This window comes from uncultured Gordonia sp. (assembly GCF_937858515.1).
In the GTDB taxonomy this organism is placed as follows: Bacteria; Actinomycetota; Actinomycetes; order Mycobacteriales; family Mycobacteriaceae; genus Gordonia.
In genome coordinates this window covers 1-18,631 of the sequence record NZ_CALLZT010000115.1, presented here as the reverse complement: position 1 = coordinate 18,631, position 18,631 = coordinate 1, and the positions used below count along the sequence as shown (strand labels likewise).

Genomic DNA, 18,631 nt, shown 5'->3' with positions numbered 1-18,631 from the left:
TGTCGGTGTGGGAGTTGTTCCTGCCGTTCATGATCGGCGCCGAACTCGTGATCGCAGAACCCGGCCGCCACGGTGACGGTGACTATCTGGCCCGTCTGATCGGCCAGCGCGCGATCACCGTGATGCATTTCGTGCCGTCGATGTTGTCGGCGTTCACCGATGCGCTGGGTGCTGACCGGCTCGCGGCGCTGGACAGCCTGCGGGTGGTGTTCACCTCGGGTGAGGCGTTGACGGTGCGGCCGTCGCAGGCGCTGTTGTCGGCGCTGCCTGCGGTGCGGTTGGTGAATCTGTACGGACCGACCGAGGCTGCGGTCGACGTGACCGCCTACGAGGTGGGCCGCGGCGACACAGTGATCCCGATCGGTGTGCCGGTTCCCAATACGTCGACGCTGGTGCTCGACGGGCGGTTGCGTCCGGTGCCGCAGGGGGTGCCGGGTGAGCTGTATCTCGGTGGCGTGCAGGTGGCGCGCGGTTACGCTGCTCAGTCCACGCTGACTGCCGAGCGTTTTGTCGCAGATCCCTTCGGCGCGGCGGGTACTCGTCTGTACCGGACCGGAGACCTGGTGAGGTGGAACGCGGCCGGCCGGATCGAGTATCTGGGCCGCACCGACTTCCAGGTGAAGCTGCGCGGTCAGCGCCTCGAGCTGGGTGAGGTCGAGGCGGTGCTCGCCGATGCACCGGGTGTGGTGCACGCGGCCGCCGCGGTCGTGAAGACCGATGCGGGTGCCGAACATCTCGTCGGTTATCTCGTTCCTGCCGGTGTGGACACCGATGCGGTGAAGGCCTTTGTGGCACAAAAGCTTCCGGAATACATGGTGCCCACCTCGTGGGTGCTGCTGGACGTGGCGCCGCTGAACTCGGCCGGCAAACTCGACCGCCGCGCGCTTCCGGCACCTGATTTCGCCGGTGCCGGTGGTGAATTCGTAGCCCCTGACGGCGAGACCGAGGAACTGCTGGCCGCCGTGGTGGCCGGACTGCTCGGCCACGACCGGGTCAGCGTGACCGAGTCGTTCTTCGCGCTCGGCGGCAACTCGTTGTCGGCGATGCGCCTGGCCGCCCGCGCCTCCGACGTGCTCGGTGTCGCCGTGTCGGTGCGCGACGTATTCGAGTCACCATCGGTGCGCGAACTCGTCGCGGCGACCTCCGGCAACTCCGTGGTGCTGCCACCGATCACCGCGGTCGAGCCACGGCCGCAACGGATCCCGCTGGCCTTCGCGCAGCAGCGGATGTGGTTCATCAACCAGCTCGAACCCGACGCGGCGACGTACAACATCCCGCTCGTCGTCAAGCTCACCGGCCGCCTCGACGTCGCGGCGCTGCGGCATGCGGTGGTGGACCTCGTGGTCCGGCACGAGTCGCTGCGCACCACCTATCCGGCCATCGACGGCGTTCCGTACCAGGTCATTTCGGATGCGTCCGACGTGGCGGAAACCCTCGATTGGGCCGTGGTCGACACGGTCGACGAACTGTGGTCCGAACTGACCCGGGGATTCGACGTGTCGTCGCAATGGCCGGTGCGGGTGCGGATTACCGGTGGCGAGGCGGCCGGTGACGGCACCGGTGAACGGGTGCTCGGTCTCGTGGTGCACCACATCAGTGCCGACGGTGAATCGGTGCCCCCGCTGTTCGCCGACCTCGCCGCCGCCTACGTAGCCCAAACATCATCCGGAGCAATACTTCCGGATGAATTGCCGGTGCAGTTCGCCGACTTCTCGATCTGGCAGCACGAGGTGCTCGGATCACCGGGGGACCCGGATTCGATTGCCGGGCGACAGCTGGCCTACTGGCGCACGGCGCTGGCGGGGCTGCCTGACCTCGTCGAGATCCCGACCGACCGTCCACGCCCGCCGCGGGCGAGCGAACGCGGCGCGGTCACCACATTCGGCATCCCGTCCCGCATCGCCGACAAGATCGATACCGCCGCAACAGAATTCGGCGTCACCCGGTTCATGGTGGTGCAGGCGGCACTGGCGGCCCTGATCTCCCGGCTGTCGGCCTCCGACGACATCGCCATCGCCACCCCCGTAGCTGGGCGCGGTCATCAGGCACTCGACCGGCTCGTCGGCATGTTCGTCAACACCCTCATCCTGCGGACCCACGTCGACCTGGCCGCCGGCATGCGGGACATGCTCGCGGAGGTGCGGACGGCTGACCTGGATGCGTTCGCGCACGGTGATGTTCCGTTCGACACCGTCGTCGACGCCTCGGACGCGACGCGCTCGGGCGCGTTCGCGCCGTTCTCCCAGGTATCACTGACGTTCGAGAAGTCGAGTGTCGCCGACTACGAGACTCCCGACCACGGGACTCGGGATGCGATCGCCGACACGGACTCGGACCTGACCATCACCCCGATGCCCACCACAGTGTTCCCGGCACGTCTTGACCTGCTGGTGGCCATCGCACCGGCCGACGGAGACTGGACCGGGTCCATCATCTACGCGACCGACCTGTTCGACGAGTCGACCATCGCGGTGTTCGGCGAGAGCCTGGTGCGGATCCTCGACGAGGCGCTCGCCGACGCCGACCGGCCGCTGGGCGAGATCCGGCTGGCCGGCGAACTGGGTGTGGTCAACGGCGGTCGGCAGACCGATCCGCAGGTGCTCGGCGAGCTGCTACGCGATGCCGCCACCCGCTGGGGCGATCGCCCCGCGGTCACCGGTGACGGCGTCACGCTCACCTACCGTGAGCTCGACGAACGCTCGAACAGGCTGGCGCGGTGGCTGATCGGCCGGTACGGCGTCGGTGCCGACGACCTGGTGGCGCTGGCGATACCGCGTTCGGTGCAGGGCTTGACGGCGATCTGGGCGGTCGCCAAGACCGGCGCCGGTTACGTCGCGATCGATCCGGACTACCCGGCTGATCGGGTTGCGCACATGATCTCCGACTCGGCTGCCGTCCTGGGGCTGAGCACCACTGCCGTCGGGCAGTTGCCCGTCACCGGCACGGCGACCTGGTCGCGGCTCGACGACCCGGCCGTCGCGGCGGAGATCGCCGCGCAGACCGCCGACACGATCACGCCGGCGGAACTCGTCTCGCCGGTGCGCGAGACCAACATCGCCTACGTCATCTACACCTCCGGCTCCACCGGCAAACCCAAGGGCGTGGCGGTCACCCATTCGGGTCTGCTGAACCTCGGTACCGAGGAGGTCCGGCGGGCCGCGGTGCCCGAGGGCGCGCGGGTGCTGGGCTTTGCGACACCGAGCTTCGACGCCTCGGTGTTCGAGTACATGATGGCGACGATGACCGGCGGCACGCTGGTGTATCGGCCGAACGACGCCCTCGGCGGAGAAGTGTTGCAGGACTTCATCAATGGACAGGGCATCACGCTTGTCGGACTCACTCCGACCGTGCTCGCGACCCTCGACCCGGCGACGCTGACCACGCCCAACCGGATCTACGTGGGCGGTGAGGCGATCAGCGGGCTGCTCAAGGATGAGTGGTCGGCGCGCTGGCCGATGCACAACCTGTATGGGCCGACCGAGGCGACGGTCGGTGTCACCATCACCGACGCGATGCGCCCGGGCGATCCGGTGGACCTAGGCGGACCGATCGCCGGCGCCGACTTGATGGTCCTCGACTCGCTGCTCGGTCCGGTGCCGGTGGGCGTGTCCGGCGAACTGTACGTCGCCGGATGCCCGCTGGCGCGCGGTTATCTGCACCGGCCGGACGTGACCGCCGATCGGTTCGTGGCCAACCCGTTCGGCGCGCCGGGGGAGCGGATGTACCGTACCGGTGACGTGGTGCGTTGGCGCTACGACCACCAGGGCAAACCGGTACTGGAATTCTCCGGCCGCAACGACGACCAGGTGAAGCTGCGCGGTCTGCGCATCGAACTCGGCGAGATCGAGGCCGTGCTCGACGCCCACCCCGACATCAGCTCGGCCGTTGTCATCGGCATCGGCGGACAGAACGCGGATGCGCTGGCCGCCTACGTGGTCGGCGACGCCGCGACCGTCGATGTCAGCGAACTGAAAGCATTTGTCGCGCAGCGTATGCCGGTGCACATGGTGCCGGCATCGATCACGGTTCTCGACGCGATGCCGCTGACTCCGGTCGGCAAGCTCGACAAGCGGGCCCTGCCCGATCCGATGATCGAGGCACAGCAGTTCGTGGCACCTGTCACCGATGCCGAAGCCGCGGTCGCGCGAGTCTTCACCGACATCCTCGGTGTCGACGAGGTATCGGTGACGGCCTCGTTCTTCGACCTCGGCGGCAACTCGCTGTCGGCGACGAAGGTTGTCGCGCGGGTCTCGGAAGTGCTCGGTGTGACGGTGTCGGTGCGCGAGGTCTTCGACGCGCCGTCGGTGCGTGAACTGATCGCCGCCGTGTCGGGCAACGCCGCGACACTGGCGCCGATCCTGGCCGTCAACCCGCGCCCCGCCCAGATCCCGCTGTCGTTCGCGCAGGCACGGATGTGGTTCATCAACCAGTACGACACGACGCAGTCCACCTACAACGTGCCCGCGGTGCTGCGGCTGACCGGAAACCTCGACGTCGACGCACTCGAACGTGCGCTGATCGATCTCGTGGACCGTCAGCAGATCCTGCGGACCGTGTTCCCGACCATCGAAGGTGTTCCGGGACAACAGATCTGCGAAGTGGGCCAGTTCGGTCGGCGCCGCATCTGGCAGGTCGTGGAGACCGAGGAACAGTTGATCGCCGAGGTGTCGGCCGGCTTCGACGTCAGTTCCGAATGGCCGCTGCGGGTGCGGTTGCTGCACACCGGTGGCGACGAATACCTGCTGGGGCTGGTGGTGCACCACATCGCGGCCGACGGCGAGTCGATGCTGCCGCTGCTCTCGGACATCGTCACCGCCTACACGGCGCGGTCGGCGGGAGCGGAACCGCAGTGGCAGCCGCTGCCGGTGCAGTTCGCCGACTTCGCCATCTGGCAGCACGAGGTGCTCGGATCGGCCGACGACGATACCTCGGTGCTCGGCAGGCAACTCGCGTACTGGCGTGAGCAACTCGCCGGACTGCCCGAGGTGATCGAGTTGCCGACAGACCGGCCCCGGCCACAGGTCGCTTCCCGTCGGGGTGACCGGCTGGCGTTCGAGATCCCGGCGCACGTCGGGCAGGCCGTCGAACAACTTGCCCGCACGAGCGGTGCGACACCGTTCATGGTGGTGCACGCGGCGCTGTCGGTGCTGCTGGCGCGGCTGAGTGCGAGCACAGACATCGCGGTAGCGACGCCGATCGCCGGCCGCGGCCGAAGTGTGCTCGAGCCGCTGGTGGGTATGTTCGTCAACACTCTGGTCCTGCGCAGCGAGGTCGATCCGTCGACACCGTTCGGCGCACTGCTGGAACAGATCCGCACAGTCGACCTGGCCGGGTTCACCCACGCGGACGTGCCGTTCGAATCGGTCGTCGAGGCCGTCGATCCCGTTCGGTCCGAGGCGTTCTCGCCGCTCGCGCAGGTCATGTTCTCGTTCGATCCCGGTGCGTCGGCCGCCGGCGCCCCGATGTCGCTGAGCGGATTGTCGATAGACACCCTGCCGCTGCCGGAGATTCCCGCGCAGCTCGACCTGTCGGTGGTCGTGTCGTCGGCACCCGACGGATCGGCGTGGGAGGGCGGCATCGTCTACGCGGTCGATCTGTTCGACGCGTCGACGATCGAGAAGTTCGCCGCCACCTTCGTCCGCGTGCTCGAAGAGCTGATCGCACGGCCGTCGGCCCCGGTCGGCGACGTCGACTGGCTCTCCGGCGACGACGATCGTCAGGTGCGCGAGCAGTCGACCGGCAGCGTCGTGAGTATCCCGGACGGGTCTCTGCCCGACATCCTTGCGGCGCGGGCGGCAAGCGGCCCCGATGCGGTGGCCCTCTGGTTCGAGGGTCGTGAGGTGTCCTACGCCGAGTTCTCATCCCGGGTCAGTGTGCTTGCGCGCGAACTGATCTCGGCCGGTGTCGGTGCTGATGACGCGGTAGGCGTGAGTATCGACCGCGGCATCGAGATGGTGGTTGCCATCCACGCGGTGGTCGCCGCAGGTGGTCAGTACGTTCCGATCGCCCCCGACGCCCCCGCCGACCGCGTGCAGTACATGATGGAGACCGCCGACGTTCGGCTCGTGCTGATTGGTTCCGCCGGCGCGCCCGACATGGGCGACGCCCGCACCATCGTGGTTGATTGCTCGGGCGAGGCGGACCTGTCCGTCGCACCGGTGACCGACGCCGATCGGCTCTCGCCGCTGCGGCCGGACAACGCGATCTACACCCTGTTCACCTCCGGATCGACCGGCAAACCGAAGGGCGTGACGCTCTCGCACGCCGCAGTGCTCAACCGGCTGTGGTGGGGGCTCGATGAACTGCCCATCGACGAATCGGATTCGGTGGTCCTCAAGACGCCGTACACCTTCGACGTATCGGTGCCGGAGTTGTTCGCGCCGTTGATGATCGGTGCGCGCATGGTGGTGCTCAAGGCCGGCGGACACATCGAACCGCTCTACGTCGCCGAGGTCATCGAGCAGACGCGGGCGACGATGGTGCACTTCGTGCCGTCGATGCTCGCGGTGTTCGTCGACGTCGTGGGTGTTGAACGGATCTCCCGGATGGACTCGGTGCGGATCATCTCGCTGACCGGTGAGGCGGTGCCGCCGGCAGTGGCGGCCGACGTGCGTTCGGCATTGCCGGACATCCTGTTCTACAACCTGTACGGACCCACCGAGGCCGCCGTCGAGATCACCTACGAGAGCATCGAACACGCCGCCGCGGCCGACCCCTCGGTGCCGATCGGCATACCGATGTGGAACAGCACATCGCACGTCCTCGACGGCAGGCTGCACCGCGTGCCCGACGGAGTGGTCGGCGAGCTGTATCTCGGCGGGGTGCAACTGGCCCGCGGTTACGCCGCGCGACCCGACCTGAGCGCCGAACGTTTCGTCGCCGATCCGTTCGGGTCGGGCGAACGGATGTACCGCACCGGTGACCTGGTCCGGCGCCGCGCAGACGGCGTGCTGGAGTATCTGGGCCGCACCGACTTCCAGGTGAAGCTGCGCGGTCAGCGAATAGAACTGGGTGAGATCGAGGCGGTGCTTTCGGCGGCACCCGGCGTGGTGACCGCGGCCGTGACCGTCGCCGAGGCGCCCGGTGGTGGCGACTATCTGGTCGGCTACGTATCACCGGCCGATGCGGACGTGGTCGCCATCGCTGCGTCGGCGCGTGGGTCGCTGGCCGAGTACATGATCCCGTCGGCGTGGATGACGCTCGACGAACTACCACTGAACAGCGCCGGCAAGATCGACCGGAAAGCGCTGCCCGCACACGACCCGACCCTGCTGCAGTCGGCCTACGTCGCGCCCGAAGGGCACTACGAGAACATCGTCGCTACGATCTTCGCCGACGTGCTCGGTCTCGACGAGGTGTCGGCGACGGCGTCGTTCTTCGACCTCGGCGGCAACTCGCTGTCGGCGGTGCGGGTCGTCGACCGGCTGCGCAAGGAGTTCAACATCGACATCGGCCTGGCCGCGCTGTTCACCGATCCGTCAGTGCGTGCGGTCGCGGCGCTCATCGAATCCGACGTTCGGGCGAACAACGGTGTGCTGCTCCCTCTGCGCACCGAGGGCACCAAACGCCCGCTGTTCTGCGTGCATCCGGCCGGTGGTGTCGCGTGGTTCTACGGCGGTTTCGCGCCGTACCTCGCCGACAGGCCGATCTACGGTCTGCAGGATCCGCACGTCGTGGCCGACGAGGTGGCGGCGTCGAGCGTGGTCGAACTCGCCGAACGGTATGTCGCCGAGATCAAGCAGGTCCAGCCGGAGGGGCCTTACAACGTCCTCGGCTGGTCGCTGGGTGGCACCATCGCGCACGCGATCGTCGCGCTGCTGCAACAGGCCGGCGATGTGGTGGCCTACCTCGGCATCATGGACGCGGTGCTGTTGCCCGTCGATGATGAACCGGACGGGGAACCGGACGGCGACTCGATTGACGAGCCGGACGACCCGGCGGACGGCATCGGCGCGGGTCACGCCGCGGCCGAGACCACGGCAACCGGAGATGACGTCGGGACAGCCGACGTCGGGACCGTCGACCTTGGGACCACCGTGGACCTGCTCGGCGGCTGGCGTGAGCTGTTCAATCTTGATGCCAGTACGCAGGTGAGCTCCGAGGACGAGCTGATCGGCGTGATCCGGAACCAGATCGCCTCGCTCGGCCTGCTCACGGCCGATGAGGTCGATCGTGTGGTGGAGGGCTTCCGGACCGCGCCCACCCTGGTCGGTGGTTACCGCCCGCTCGACTACACCGGCGACGTGCAGTTGTTCGTGGCGACCGCGGACAAGAGCGATCCATCGGCGCTGGCGCAGGCGTGGCGCGCGTTCGTGACGGGCGACGTCAGCGAGGTGTTCGTCGATACGTACCATCTCGGGATGGCCGACCCGGATTCGCTCGCTGTCATCGGACCTGAGCTGCGCCGTGCGCTCGACGCCGCGGACACTGCGTTCCCTGACGATCGGCCCACCGATCGCTGATGCCTACAATATGACCCTGAGAGAAGGAGAAAATGGATGACCAACCCCTTTGACGACGAGAATGGCCGCTTCTTCGTGCTGGTCAATCACGAGAACCAGCACTCGCTGTGGCCGACCTTCGCCGACATCCCGGCGGGGTGGACCAAGGTCTTCGGTGAGGACAGCCGCGAGGCGTGCCTGAAGTACGTCGAGGAGAACTGGACGGATCTGCGTCCCAAGAGCCTGATCGAGGCCATGGAGGCCGACAAGGCCCAAGGCTGATCTCGCTCGCGTGAGGTGCCCCCGTCGGTCCGACCGGCGGGGGTCTCGTCGTCTTCAGGGTCCTGTCGTCTTCAGGGCCCTGTTGCGTCCCGATCCGACGGTTTGGTCCGTTATGTCGGTTCACCCCAGAAATGGGGGCACAAGGTAACGATTTGACAACATAGATTGTGATCTAAACTGTCACATGAGTCACAGTGCTCATATCCTGCCCCGGTGGTTGTTAAGCCATGATACCGATTTGTTACAAAGTCCGTCGCATCTATTGATGATGCACCGTTAGTCGGGCAAACTTGTAGTCAGTGGTATCCCCGCCGTACCCGGAAGTCGAAGGGCCAGGAGGTCAGCGCCATGCGTACCGATCCCGAGATCGTAGACGTCATCACCGACATCCGTCGGCGTGCCCGTGTCACCCCCAATCTGGTGGCTGTCCGTCCGGCAGGCCGGCCGGTCACCTATCGGCAGCTCGACGAAGGTCTTGCGGGGTACGGCGAGGTTCTGGAACGTTATGGACTGTCCGGCGGTTCCTCGTTCGCCGCCACCCTCATGCACTGCGCGCCGTGGATCGGCCAGGCGACCGGTGTGTCGTGTGCTCGCGAGATCAACAAGGCGGCGCTGTGGCTCGGCCGGAGCCTGGAGCCACCCGCACAGAGTGGGCTCCGTATCGTGAGCTGACCTGCACTGTCGGCCGTTACTGCATACATAAAGCAGGTGCCCCATCCTTTCGGGTGGGGCACCTGCTTTATGCGCGCATCGTCAGCCGTCAACGATCACTGTAGGTCGCGCTCGATCTTGGGCCACGTGGTGTGCAGATCGTCCTCCCAGTAACCCCACGAATGCGTGCCGCGGGGGCGGAAGTTCACCGTGACGGGAATCTTGAGCTCATGCAGCCGGTCGACCATCTGGTGGGTGCACTGGTTGGTCACAGCCTCGATGAAACCGCCGGCGACGTACCGGTCCGACCAGAACGCCACATCGCTGAGGTCGTGGATGTAGTCGATCTCGTCGTGCTTGCCCGGAACACCGGTACCGGAGGTGATGTAAATCTTGGTGCCGCGCAGCTTGGCCGCGTTGATGTAGGGATCGTTCTCGCGCCAGCCGGGCCCGTTGAGCGGTCCCCACATGTTGGTCACATTACCTTTGCCACGCTGCTCAACGACGTACTTGATGTACTGCTGGCCGAGGGGATCACTGGTGCGGGCGCAACCGCTGAAGGCCCCAATCGCGCGGTAGAGCTTGGGTGCCTTGAGTACAAGGCTGAACACGGACGTGCCGGCCATCGATATCCCGGCGGCCGCATTGGCGCCCGTGGTGTTGAATTCCTTATCGATCAGCGGTGGCAGTTCCTCGGTGAGGAACGTGGCCCACTTGTTGCGGCCCAGGTGGGGATCATCCTTCTGCCAGTCGGTGTGATACGAGTACTGGCCACCGACGTAGGACACCACGTACACGTGCCTGTCGGTGAAGTACTTCTTGAACTTGGTCTGCCCCGCCCAGCCCGAGTTCAGGATTCCGCCGTTGGCGCCCTGCAACAGGTAGAGGGTCGGTGCGGCCTTCTTACGGTTCTTGGGGGTGAGGACGGAGACGTCGATCTTCTTGTCCATCGACTTCGAGTACACCGAAAGGGTGACTTCTTGCGGGTCGACGTCGGTGACTTTGGTGATGCTGCTGGTCTTCTGCGGTGCGGCGAGAGCCGTTCCGCCGGAGGCCAGTGGCAGCGTGGCCGCGGCGACCGATGCCACCGCGACGGTCAGCAGACGTGCGCGAAGGCTTCGGCCGCGCGTCTTCCCAGAAATCATCAACCGTCTCCATTCACGTCGCGCGTCCGCGACAACCCCCGGGCACTGAGTGTGTTCCGCATGCCCGCCTCACAGTAGCTGTGAGGGTACTGACATCGAGCAGCGGTACCGCATTGACACTCGGTCATTGCTACTCAGGCTCGAACTCTAACCAATATCGTCGCCGAAATGACAGATGTTAGCGTCTGCCCCGGGGATCAGCCGCCGTACTGCTGGGCGAACGAGGCGAGCATCTTGACGGCGTCGGAGCTGAGCTTCCACTGGCCGTCGATCTTGGCGAAGGACAGGTTGACGTCGACGGGAACCGGCGCGTGCGGGCTCTTGATCGCGACCGTGGCCTGGGCCGTGTCGCCGGTGACGGCTACCTCCTTGACCGTGTAGATGTCGGCGGTGTATCCGGCGGCGTTGGATGCCTTCGCGTACGCCTGGATCATCGTCACCGTTCCCGGGACGCTGGTGTCGACGACCTTCTCGACGTCTTCCTTGCTCGAGGACGCGTCGACCGCCACCCGCAAGATCTTCTGCGCGCTCTCATTGGTCAGATCCTCGCTGGTCGGATCCGGGGCGGGAGCGGCATCGCCCGATTCGCCGGCGGGCGCGGACGCCGAACCGGGTGCCGGTGCCTCGGCAGACTGTGAGGTGCTCGCCGGGGTTCCGGTGTCGTCGGCGTCGTCGGAGCAGGCTCCGACACCGAGTACCACCGCACCGGCGATCGCCACGGCTGCGGCGGACTGTCGAATTCTCATCTGTTCACTCCCTTGTGGTCTGGTTGGCCAAACACCAATCTAGACGCGCCTCACGCGCCGAGGTCGGTGCGCAGTTTGGGCCAGGTGGTCTTGAGGTCAGTCTCCCAGTAGTCCCACGAATGCGTTCCGGTGGGACGCAGGTGCAGGTCGAGCGGTACGCGCAGTTGCCGGAGCCGCGCCGCCACCTCGCGCGTGCACTTGTTGACCGCGGCCTCGATCAGTCCGCCCTGGATGATCAGATCCGCGAAGACGAACGGGCTGCCCTCGACACGAGGATTGTCGAACCGGTCGTACGGTCCGGGGATGCCGGTGCCGGCGGTCAGGTACACCTTCGTTCCGGTGCCCCGTAGCTTGCCGGCGGTCAGGTATGGATCGTTCTGCTTCCAGCCCGGGCCGTCGAGCGGACCCCACATATTGGTCACGTCGGCGCCGCCGCGCGTCTCGACCACCGTCTTGATGTACTGCTGTCCGAGCCAGTCGCTGGTGCGGGCGCAGCCGCTGAACCCGGCGACCGACCGGTAGAACCTGGGTGCCGCGATCGCCAGACTCAGCACCGACGTGCCCGACATCGAGATCCCGGCGATGCCCCGGACCTTGTTGGTGGTGAACGTCGACTCGATGAGCGGGGGCAGTTCCTTGGTCAGGAACGTGGTCCATTTGTTCCTGCCGAGTGCGGGATCGTCACGCTGCCAGTCCGTGTAGTACGAGAACGCCCCGCCGATCGGGGTCACCACGTAGACATTCTGGTCGGCGAAGAATCGCTTGTAGTTGGTCCGCTTGTCCCATTGCGCGCCGTCCTCACCGCCTCCGGCGCCGTTGAGCAGGTACAGCGTGGGGCTGGGCCGGTTCCGGTTCCGGGGCAGCAGAACGGTGACGGGGATGTGTTTGTCCATCGACGCCGAGTAGACGGTGAGTGTCACCTCCTGGTCGTCGACCGGGGTGTTGTAGACGACGCGTGACGGTGCGGCTGCGGCGGTTCCTGCACCCAGGATCGACGCGAGCACGGTCGCTGCGATGGTCAGCACTGCTGCGGCCATCGCGGCCCGGGGCGTGCGAGTGGGCCTGCTCCGGCGTCGCTGATCGGCGTGGATGGTCATCTCGCTCCGTCCTGGTGTGCGCGGCCCCTGGGTGGTCACTTGCCGCGCTGTTGCGCGATTCTAATGTCCGGCGGCCACGCGGCACATCGGCGGCGTGCGGTCAGAGGTTCTGTGCGTCCCCGAACGTCATCTCCAGATGCCCGACGGAACTGGTCATCAGTGCGCGTCTGCTCAACTTGAGTCCGCGCAGCTCCTGTGCGATCTCGTGGTCGCCGAGGGTCAGCGATGCGCCACCGATCCGGGTGCGGGTGTTGGCGGTAGCGGTCATCCGCCACGGCGTCGAGCGCAGGATGCCGTCGAGCTGGGAGTAGGCGTTGAGCACCGTTTCGCCGGATGTGTCGGGGACGGGCAGGCCCTTGCCGACGGTCAGGTCGACGATCAGCCTGCCGTCGGCGCTGACCCGGCCGTGTTTGGTCGGCGAGTCATGGTCGACGTCGAAGTCGGCGAGGATCTTGGGAAAGCCCCAGATGCCGCGGCCGGCGGCCATGGTGAATTCGCCGTCGACGGGGAGCCGGTGGATGAGGGCGCGGGCGTCGCCCTTGGCGAGCGAGCGCAGCGCCGCGAGTCGCGATGCGGGCGGGTCGGCCGGATCCTCGACGAGCAGGCACACCCCGAACTCGTTGTACGGGCCCAGATCGCCGTCGATGTAGTCGACGAACACGAGCATGCACATTGTGCGGCCGGGCCGGATCTGCAGCGGACGCAGGCGCGTGGTTCCGTCGCCGGCCCGCGCGATGGCCGCCGACACGGCGGTTGCGTCGGCGGTGAATCCGGCGACGAAGCAGGTGGCGTGGCGAATGTGCACGGGCATGGTGACGGTCCGGTCGAGAACCTGGTGCGCGGTGGGCGTGGCGTCGGGTGTTGCCGGTGGCATAGGGGCAGCTCCTGGGCATGATTCGGGACGAATTAGAACATGTTCACCTTGTGGCATCATGCCACGCGGACCGGTTTCGGTATGGCCGGACCCGCGCGCGGTGCCGGGCACTAAACTCCACAGCCATGACGGGGCAGACGGGGCAATCGAGTGACCGGGCACTGGGCGATCGAGTATTGCGGGTCGGAATGGTCGACGACCACCGCTCGCCGATCTGGGGCATCGAGCGGCTGCTCGAATCCGAACCGGACCTCGAGCTGGTGTGTTCGGCCGGCACCGTCGACGAACTGCTCGGACAGGCACGACAGCTGAGCGACGGACTCGACATCGTCATCCTGGATCTGCGGCTCGGCGACGCCTCCACGCCGCGGGAGAACGTACTCCGGCTCACCGAGGCCGGGATAGGCACCGTCGTGTACACCTCCGGCGAACATCCGGCGCTGCTGCGGTCGGCGGCCAAGGCCGGGGTGCTCGGCGTCGTCCTCAAATCGGCGACCGAGGCCGAGATCATCGGGGCGATCCGCGCCGCGGCGCAGGGCAACGAGGTGCTGACCACCGAATGGGCCGCGGCCATCGACGGCGACCCGGAACTGGCCGCTGTCGACCTGAGCCCACAGCTGCAGAAGGTGCTGGCCCTGTACGCCTCGGGCGAGACATCGGCCACCGTCGGCCGGTCACTGGGCGTCGCCGCCGATACCGTCAACGAATACCTCAAACGGATCAGGCAGAAGTACGCCGATGCGGGGCGCCCCACCCGCACCAAGGTCGACCTGTTCAAACGTGCCGTCGAAGACGGCTGGCTTCCCGTGCCCGAACGCGGCGCGGACAGGTTCGCCGGACCTGTCGCCGGCGACCGTTGACCCCGAATCGCCATTGACTCCCGAATCGCCATTGACTCCTGAACCGCTACTGACTCCCGAACCGCTACCCGAACGGTGGCGGCGGCGGGCGGTGACGTTGCGCGAACGCGTCGGCGAGATCCTGATGCGCCCGCGTACCGATCGCACGAGGATCGTCGCCTCCCAGACCGCGCGCCTGCAGGTGTTCGGCGGCTACCTGCTGATCAGCGGTGTCACCGTGAGCCTGTTGATCGCCATCCCGACTCTGCCGACCGAACATGTGGCGACCTGGTTCGATCCGGTGGGGCTCGCGATGGTCGTGGCACCGACCGTGGGTGTGGCGATCGCCGCGTCCAACCGTGACACCCGGTTGCTGCGACTGTGTACCCGCCTCTACGTGCTCGCGTACTTCGCCGCCCTGGTCCTGTGGATGGTGGCCTGGAACGGAGTGCCCATCGTGCACACCCCGATCAACTGGCTGACCAGTCTCATCGGGATGGCGGCTTTCGCCACCGTGATCTTGCGGCCCTTCGGCTTGGCCCTGCTGGTGCTGTCCGCGAGCGTGGCGGGCTATGTCGCGGTGAGTGCCGTCACCGGTGCGGAAGGCCTGAGTCGGGGGCTGATCGCCACCGGCCTGTGGCCGATGATCTTCGCCACGTTGCTGTTGTCGCTGGCGCACAAGACCCTCATCACGGTGCGCGATTACGACGCGGCGCGGGCATTGGCCATCGAGGATGCCGTTGTCGAGGCGGGTCTGGTCGCCCGCAACCGTGAACGCACCCGCTTCGACGCCCTGGTCCACGATCGGGTCATCGCCACCCTCATCGCCGCCGAACCGGGACCGCAGAGCGACACGATGATCGCCCAGGCCAGATGGGCTCTCGACGAACTCGACAGGCTCGGGTCGGGGGGTGTCGACGGTGCCACGGTCGGCGGGCCCGAGGCGATGGCGCGGCTGCGTGATGCGGTGTCCGGCCTCAGCGACCGGGTGGAGGTGCGTACCGAAACCGAGTTCGCGACCGTTCTTGGTATTGATGCCGGTTCCGGAAGCGATGCGGGGCCGGTGTCGTGCCCGTCGCCGGTGCTCCAGGCGCTGGGTGAGGCGATGGGAGAGGCGGTGCGCAACAGCCTCCGGCACGCCGGAGCGGACGCGAGCATCGCCGTGCTCATCGAGATGAATGCCCGATTCGTCCGGGTCACCGTGTCAGACGACGGCAGCGGATTCGACGTGGACGCGGTGCCACCGGAACGACTCGGCATCGCCGTCAGCATCCGCCGCCGGATGGCGCTCGTCGACGGCGGCTGGGGCAGGCTGCGCAGTGTCCTCGACCGGGGGACCACCGTCCAGGTCGGTTGGAGCGCCCCGTGACGTCGTTGCTGCGCCAGCGCTACCTGCTGGATCCGGGCCGGGCCGGTCTGACGGATGCGGTGGGCCTGCGCACGTATCGGTTCGCGCTGCGGATCACGGTCTTTCTGATCCTGTGCGTGGTCGTCGTGGTGATCGACCCCAACCCGGTGAACTGGTGGGTGTACACGCTCGGCCTGGTCGCGGCCGCCACGGGAATCGAGGTGGCGGCGCAGGCACCGGGCGACCCGATCGGCACGCGGCACGCGGCGCTGTCCTCGGCGCTGACGATGACCACCTATCCGGCGATCCTGTTCGCCTACGAGGGACAGTCCTGCAACGGAGCACTCACCTTGATCGGAGCGGGCGCGGTGAGTGCCGTCCTGCTGTTCCTGCGCGGAGCGGTGGTGTTGACCTGCGTGTCGATGGTTCTGCATCTTGCCGTGGGGTGGGTGGTGGGCACGGTCGCAGGCATCGACCCGCTGCCTCAGTTGCTCCTGCACTTCTACCTCGCACCGGCGCTCTCGGTGGTCGGATTGTGCGCAATAGTCGCCCGGCCCGCGGTGTCGGCGGTGATGGAGATGCGCGCGCAGATCATGCAGGACGCCGCCGCAGGTGCGGCGCAGGCCGCGGCGCTGCGCGAACGCGACGCCCAGCTCGGCCGGCTCGACGCCGACGCCCGCGAGATGCTCGAACGCATCGCCTCCGGTGCGGAGTTAACCGCCGCCGACGTCCACCGCTGCCGGCTCATCCAGGCCCGGCTGCGTGACGGGATCCGCGCCCCGAGCCTGGACACCCCGGAACTGTCCGACGCGGCGTGGGCGGCTCGTGATCGCGGGGTGCGGGTGACACTGCTCGACGACCGGGCCGGCGGTGGGCAGGTCGCGCCGCAGGCACTCGAACGTATTCATGCCGCGGCGGTCGAGGTCATCGCCGGGGCCCGCGAACCGGACGAGGTCACGGTGCGCGTGCTGCCGATGGGCCGCGAGCATCTGGCGACCGTCGTGTCCCGCTCGCCGGACGGTGGCGTGCGGCTTGAATTCGATCTCGACGGCTCGCTGGCCTGAGGTTTACCCACTTACCCGGCGATGCCCCCATTTTTGGGTCTAGCGTCCAAGTAGCGTCGACCGATACCCTCCGGTACACATGCGAGGCGACCCTCCCCGGTCCGTCTCGCCTGTGTATTCGAAGCCGATCTGCAGGGGGTTCAGGACATGGGATTTGATGGCACGGCCGCCGCACGCGCAGTGCGGCAAACGGACGAGTCCCCCAAGCGGGCACCACGACGCCGCGCCGCGGCCGGTGACGCCGCGCTGGCCCGAATGGCCGACTATCGCCCCAACTCGGTGTTCGGGCAGCTCACCAAACCCGACCTGTCCGCGCGTGAGGTAGAGGTACTCCTCACCTGGCTTGCCTGCGAATCCAAGGAACAGGCGGCCGACGCACTGTTCATTTCTGCGTCCACCGTCAGCACCCACCTCGCCCGTATCCGCGCCAAGTACGCTGCGGCGGGCCGGACCGCCTCCACCAAGACCCACCTGTTCGCCCGCGCGCTCCAAGACGGCTACACGAGCCTGGATCGGTGGTAACCAGCACCAATTTGGTTTCTACCTGCGGATTCCTCTACACTTGACGGGTTGCCTACGGCGCATTGCGTCGTAAATCGGTTCGCGAACCCACTCCGGGGTCATCTCAATGACATCTCCGGTGGCAGGCGCGTACCCGATGGCAACAGACCATGTGCGTCGGGTCGGAAATCCGGCGTGCATAAAGTTCCAGGTCAAGGAGACTACGCACTGTGATTCAGCAGGAATCGCGTCTGCGCGTCGCCGACAACACCGGTGCCAAGGAGATCCTGTGCATCCGCGTGCTCGGTGGATCGTCGCGACGTTACGCAGGCATTGGTGACGTCATCGTCGCCACTGTCAAGGACGCCATCCCCGGTGGCAACGTGAAAAAGGGTGAGGTCGTCAAGGCCGTCATCGTGCGCACCGTCAAGGAGCGCCGCCGCCCGGACGGTAGCTACATCCGTTTCGACGAGAACGCCGCCGTCATTCTCAAGAACGAGAGCGACCCGCGCGGTACCCGCATCTTCGGCCCCGTCGGCCGCGAGCTGCGTGACAAGAAGTTCATGAAGATCGTGTCGCTCGCACCGGAGGTGATCTGACATGAAGGTGCACAAGGGTGACACCGTGATCGTCATCTCGGGCAAGGACAAGGGTGCCAAGGGCAAGGTCATCCAGGCCTTCCCGAAGCAGCAGCGTGTCCTCGTCGAGGGCGTCAACCGAATCAAGAAGCACACCGCCGCGTCGGCCAACGAGCGCGGTGCCTCCTCCGGCGGCATCGTGACCCAGGAAGCCCCCATCCACGTGTCCAACGTGATGGTCGTCGACTCCGACGGAAACCCGACCCGCGTCGGATACCGCATCGACGAAGAATCCGGCAAGAAGGTCCGGATCTCGCGCAAGAGCGGGAAGGACATCTGAGCATGACCACCACCGAAAAGGTTCAGCCCCGTCTGAAGACCCGCTACCGCGAGGAAATCAAGGCCGAGCTCAACAAGCAATTCGACTACGCCAACGTGATGCAGATCCCGGGCGTGGTCAAGGTCGTCGTCAACATGGGTGTGGGCGATGCCGCCCGCGACGCCAAGCTGATCAACGGCGCCGTCGCCGACCTGGAGCTGATCACCGGTCAGCGTCCGGAGATCCGTCGCGCCCGCAAGTCGATCGCGCAGTTCAAGCTGCGTGAGGGCATGCCGATCGGCGCCCGCGTCACCCTGCGTGGCGACCGGATGTGGGAGTTCCTCGACCGTCTCGTGTCGATCGCGCTGCCCCGTATCCGCGACTTCCGCGGCCTGTCGGACCGTCAGTTCGACGGCAACGGCAACTACACGTTCGGCCTGAACGAGCAGTCGATGTTCCATGAGATCAACATCGACAAGATCGATCGTCCGCGCGGTATGGACATCACCGTCGTCACCACCGCCACCAACGACGACGAAGGCCGTGCGCTGCTGCGTCACCTCGGCTTCCCGTTCAAAGACAACAACGCCAAGGAGGCCTGACATGGCAAAGAAGGCTCTGGTCAACAAGGCCGCCAAGAAGCCGAAGTTCGCCGTGCGCGGCTACACCCGGTGCAACAAGTGCGGCCGTCCGCACTCGGTGTACCGCAAGTTCGGCCTGTGCCGCGTGTGCCTGCGCGACATGGC

15 protein-coding genes are annotated in these 18,631 nt (G+C 66.8%); 11 read left to right on the top strand and 4 right to left on the bottom strand.

Features of this window, described 5'->3' with window-relative positions:
• Positions 1-14 precede the first annotated feature (14 nt).
• The 3 genes from Q0627_RS10605 (at position 15) to Q0627_RS10595 (ending at position 9,395) form a co-directional block, all read left to right on the top strand.
• Positions 15-8,462 carry a non-ribosomal peptide synthetase gene (locus Q0627_RS10605; RefSeq protein WP_298809620.1) on the top strand — a complete coding sequence of 2,816 codons (8,448 nt, stop codon included), beginning with the start codon at positions 15-17 and terminating at the stop codon, positions 8,460-8,462.
• Between the two features lie 36 nt (positions 8,463-8,498).
• Complete coding sequence (locus tag Q0627_RS10600) at positions 8,499-8,723, top strand: MbtH family protein (RefSeq protein ID WP_298809618.1); 225 nt, start codon at positions 8,499-8,501, stop codon at positions 8,721-8,723.
• Positions 8,724-9,071: 348 nt separating this feature from the next.
• Positions 9,072-9,395 (top strand): hypothetical protein, encoded by a 324-nt coding sequence (locus tag Q0627_RS10595; RefSeq protein WP_298809615.1) that lies wholly within the window; start codon positions 9,072-9,074, stop codon positions 9,393-9,395.
• 95 nt (positions 9,396-9,490) lie between these two features.
• Here the strand turns inward: Q0627_RS10595 and Q0627_RS10590 are convergent, their stop codons facing one another.
• The 4 genes from Q0627_RS10590 to Q0627_RS10575 form a co-directional block, all read right to left on the bottom strand.
• Positions 9,491-10,519 (bottom strand): alpha/beta hydrolase family protein, encoded by a 1,029-nt coding sequence (locus tag Q0627_RS10590; RefSeq protein WP_298809612.1) that lies wholly within the window; start codon positions 10,517-10,519, stop codon positions 9,491-9,493.
• 197 nt (positions 10,520-10,716) lie between these two features.
• On the bottom strand, positions 10,717-11,265 hold the full coding sequence (locus Q0627_RS10585; protein ID WP_298809608.1) for a DUF4878 domain-containing protein: 549 nt from the start codon (positions 11,263-11,265) through the stop codon (positions 10,717-10,719).
• A gap of 50 nt (positions 11,266-11,315) precedes the next feature.
• Positions 11,316-12,362: an alpha/beta hydrolase family protein gene (locus Q0627_RS10580; protein WP_298809605.1), complete on the bottom strand. Its 1,047-nt coding sequence runs from the start codon at positions 12,360-12,362 to the stop codon at positions 11,316-11,318.
• Between the two features lie 100 nt (positions 12,363-12,462).
• Positions 12,463-13,236, bottom strand: a complete 774-nt coding sequence (locus Q0627_RS10575) for an acetoacetate decarboxylase family protein (RefSeq protein ID WP_298809603.1) — start codon at positions 13,234-13,236, stop codon at positions 12,463-12,465.
• A 125-nt stretch (positions 13,237-13,361) separates the two neighbouring features.
• Between Q0627_RS10575 and Q0627_RS10570 the strand changes: the two genes are divergently transcribed.
• The 8 genes from Q0627_RS10570 to Q0627_RS10535 all read left to right on the top strand — a co-directional run.
• The gene (locus Q0627_RS10570) at positions 13,362-14,096 is read left to right on the top strand and encodes a response regulator transcription factor (protein WP_298809600.1); all 735 of its coding nucleotides are present in this window, start codon (positions 13,362-13,364) and stop codon (positions 14,094-14,096) included.
• Positions 14,097-14,127: 31 nt separating this feature from the next.
• Entirely contained in the window at positions 14,128-15,444 is a 1,317-nt protein-coding gene (locus Q0627_RS10565; RefSeq protein ID WP_298809597.1) for a sensor histidine kinase, read from the top strand.
• Positions 15,441-16,487, top strand: a complete 1,047-nt coding sequence (locus tag Q0627_RS10560) for a hypothetical protein (protein ID WP_298809594.1) — start codon at positions 15,441-15,443, stop codon at positions 16,485-16,487. Before Q0627_RS10565 ends, Q0627_RS10560 begins: the two co-directional genes overlap by 4 nt.
• Before the next feature lie 147 nt (positions 16,488-16,634).
• Entirely contained in the window at positions 16,635-17,009 is a 375-nt protein-coding gene (locus Q0627_RS10555) for a response regulator transcription factor (RefSeq protein ID WP_298809591.1), read from the top strand.
• A gap of 209 nt (positions 17,010-17,218) precedes the next feature.
• A complete protein-coding gene (gene rplN, locus Q0627_RS10550) occupies positions 17,219-17,587 on the top strand; it encodes a 50S ribosomal protein L14 (protein ID WP_005185631.1) in 369 nt (122 codons plus the stop codon).
• Position 17,588: 1 nt separating this feature from the next.
• The gene (rplX, locus tag Q0627_RS10545; RefSeq protein WP_005185628.1) at positions 17,589-17,906 is read left to right on the top strand and encodes a 50S ribosomal protein L24; all 318 of its coding nucleotides are present in this window, start codon (positions 17,589-17,591) and stop codon (positions 17,904-17,906) included.
• A 2-nt stretch (positions 17,907-17,908) separates the two neighbouring features.
• A complete protein-coding gene (gene rplE, locus Q0627_RS10540; RefSeq protein ID WP_298809573.1) occupies positions 17,909-18,487 on the top strand; it encodes a 50S ribosomal protein L5 in 579 nt (192 codons plus the stop codon).
• Position 18,488: 1 nt separating this feature from the next.
• On the top strand, positions 18,489-18,631 hold a 143-nt coding region (locus Q0627_RS10535), incomplete at its 3' end, for a type Z 30S ribosomal protein S14 (protein WP_298809623.1).

Bases quoted from the DNA above. Each gene is read 5' to 3' on its own strand.
- Q0627_RS10555 (WP_298809591.1), top strand. From the start codon at position 16,635: ATGGGATTTGATGGCACGGCCGCCGCACGCGCAGTGCGGCAAACGGAC.
- Q0627_RS10600 (WP_298809618.1), top strand. From the start codon at position 8,499: ATGACCAACCCCTTTGACGACGAGAATGGCCGCTTCTTCGTGCTGGTC.
- Q0627_RS10580 (WP_298809605.1), bottom strand. From the start codon at position 12,362: ATGACCATCCACGCCGATCAGCGACGCCGGAGCAGGCCCACTCGCACG.
- Q0627_RS10585 (WP_298809608.1), bottom strand. From the start codon at position 11,265: ATGAGAATTCGACAGTCCGCCGCAGCCGTGGCGATCGCCGGTGCGGTG.
- rplX (WP_005185628.1), top strand. From the start codon at position 17,589: ATGAAGGTGCACAAGGGTGACACCGTGATCGTCATCTCGGGCAAGGAC.
- Q0627_RS10590 (WP_298809612.1), bottom strand. From the start codon at position 10,519: ATGATTTCTGGGAAGACGCGCGGCCGAAGCCTTCGCGCACGTCTGCTG.
- Q0627_RS10595 (WP_298809615.1), top strand. From the start codon at position 9,072: ATGCGTACCGATCCCGAGATCGTAGACGTCATCACCGACATCCGTCGG.
- Q0627_RS10575 (WP_298809603.1), bottom strand. From the start codon at position 13,236: ATGCCACCGGCAACACCCGACGCCACGCCCACCGCGCACCAGGTTCTC.
- rplE (WP_298809573.1), top strand. From the start codon at position 17,909: ATGACCACCACCGAAAAGGTTCAGCCCCGTCTGAAGACCCGCTACCGC.
- Q0627_RS10570 (WP_298809600.1), top strand. From the start codon at position 13,362: ATGACGGGGCAGACGGGGCAATCGAGTGACCGGGCACTGGGCGATCGA.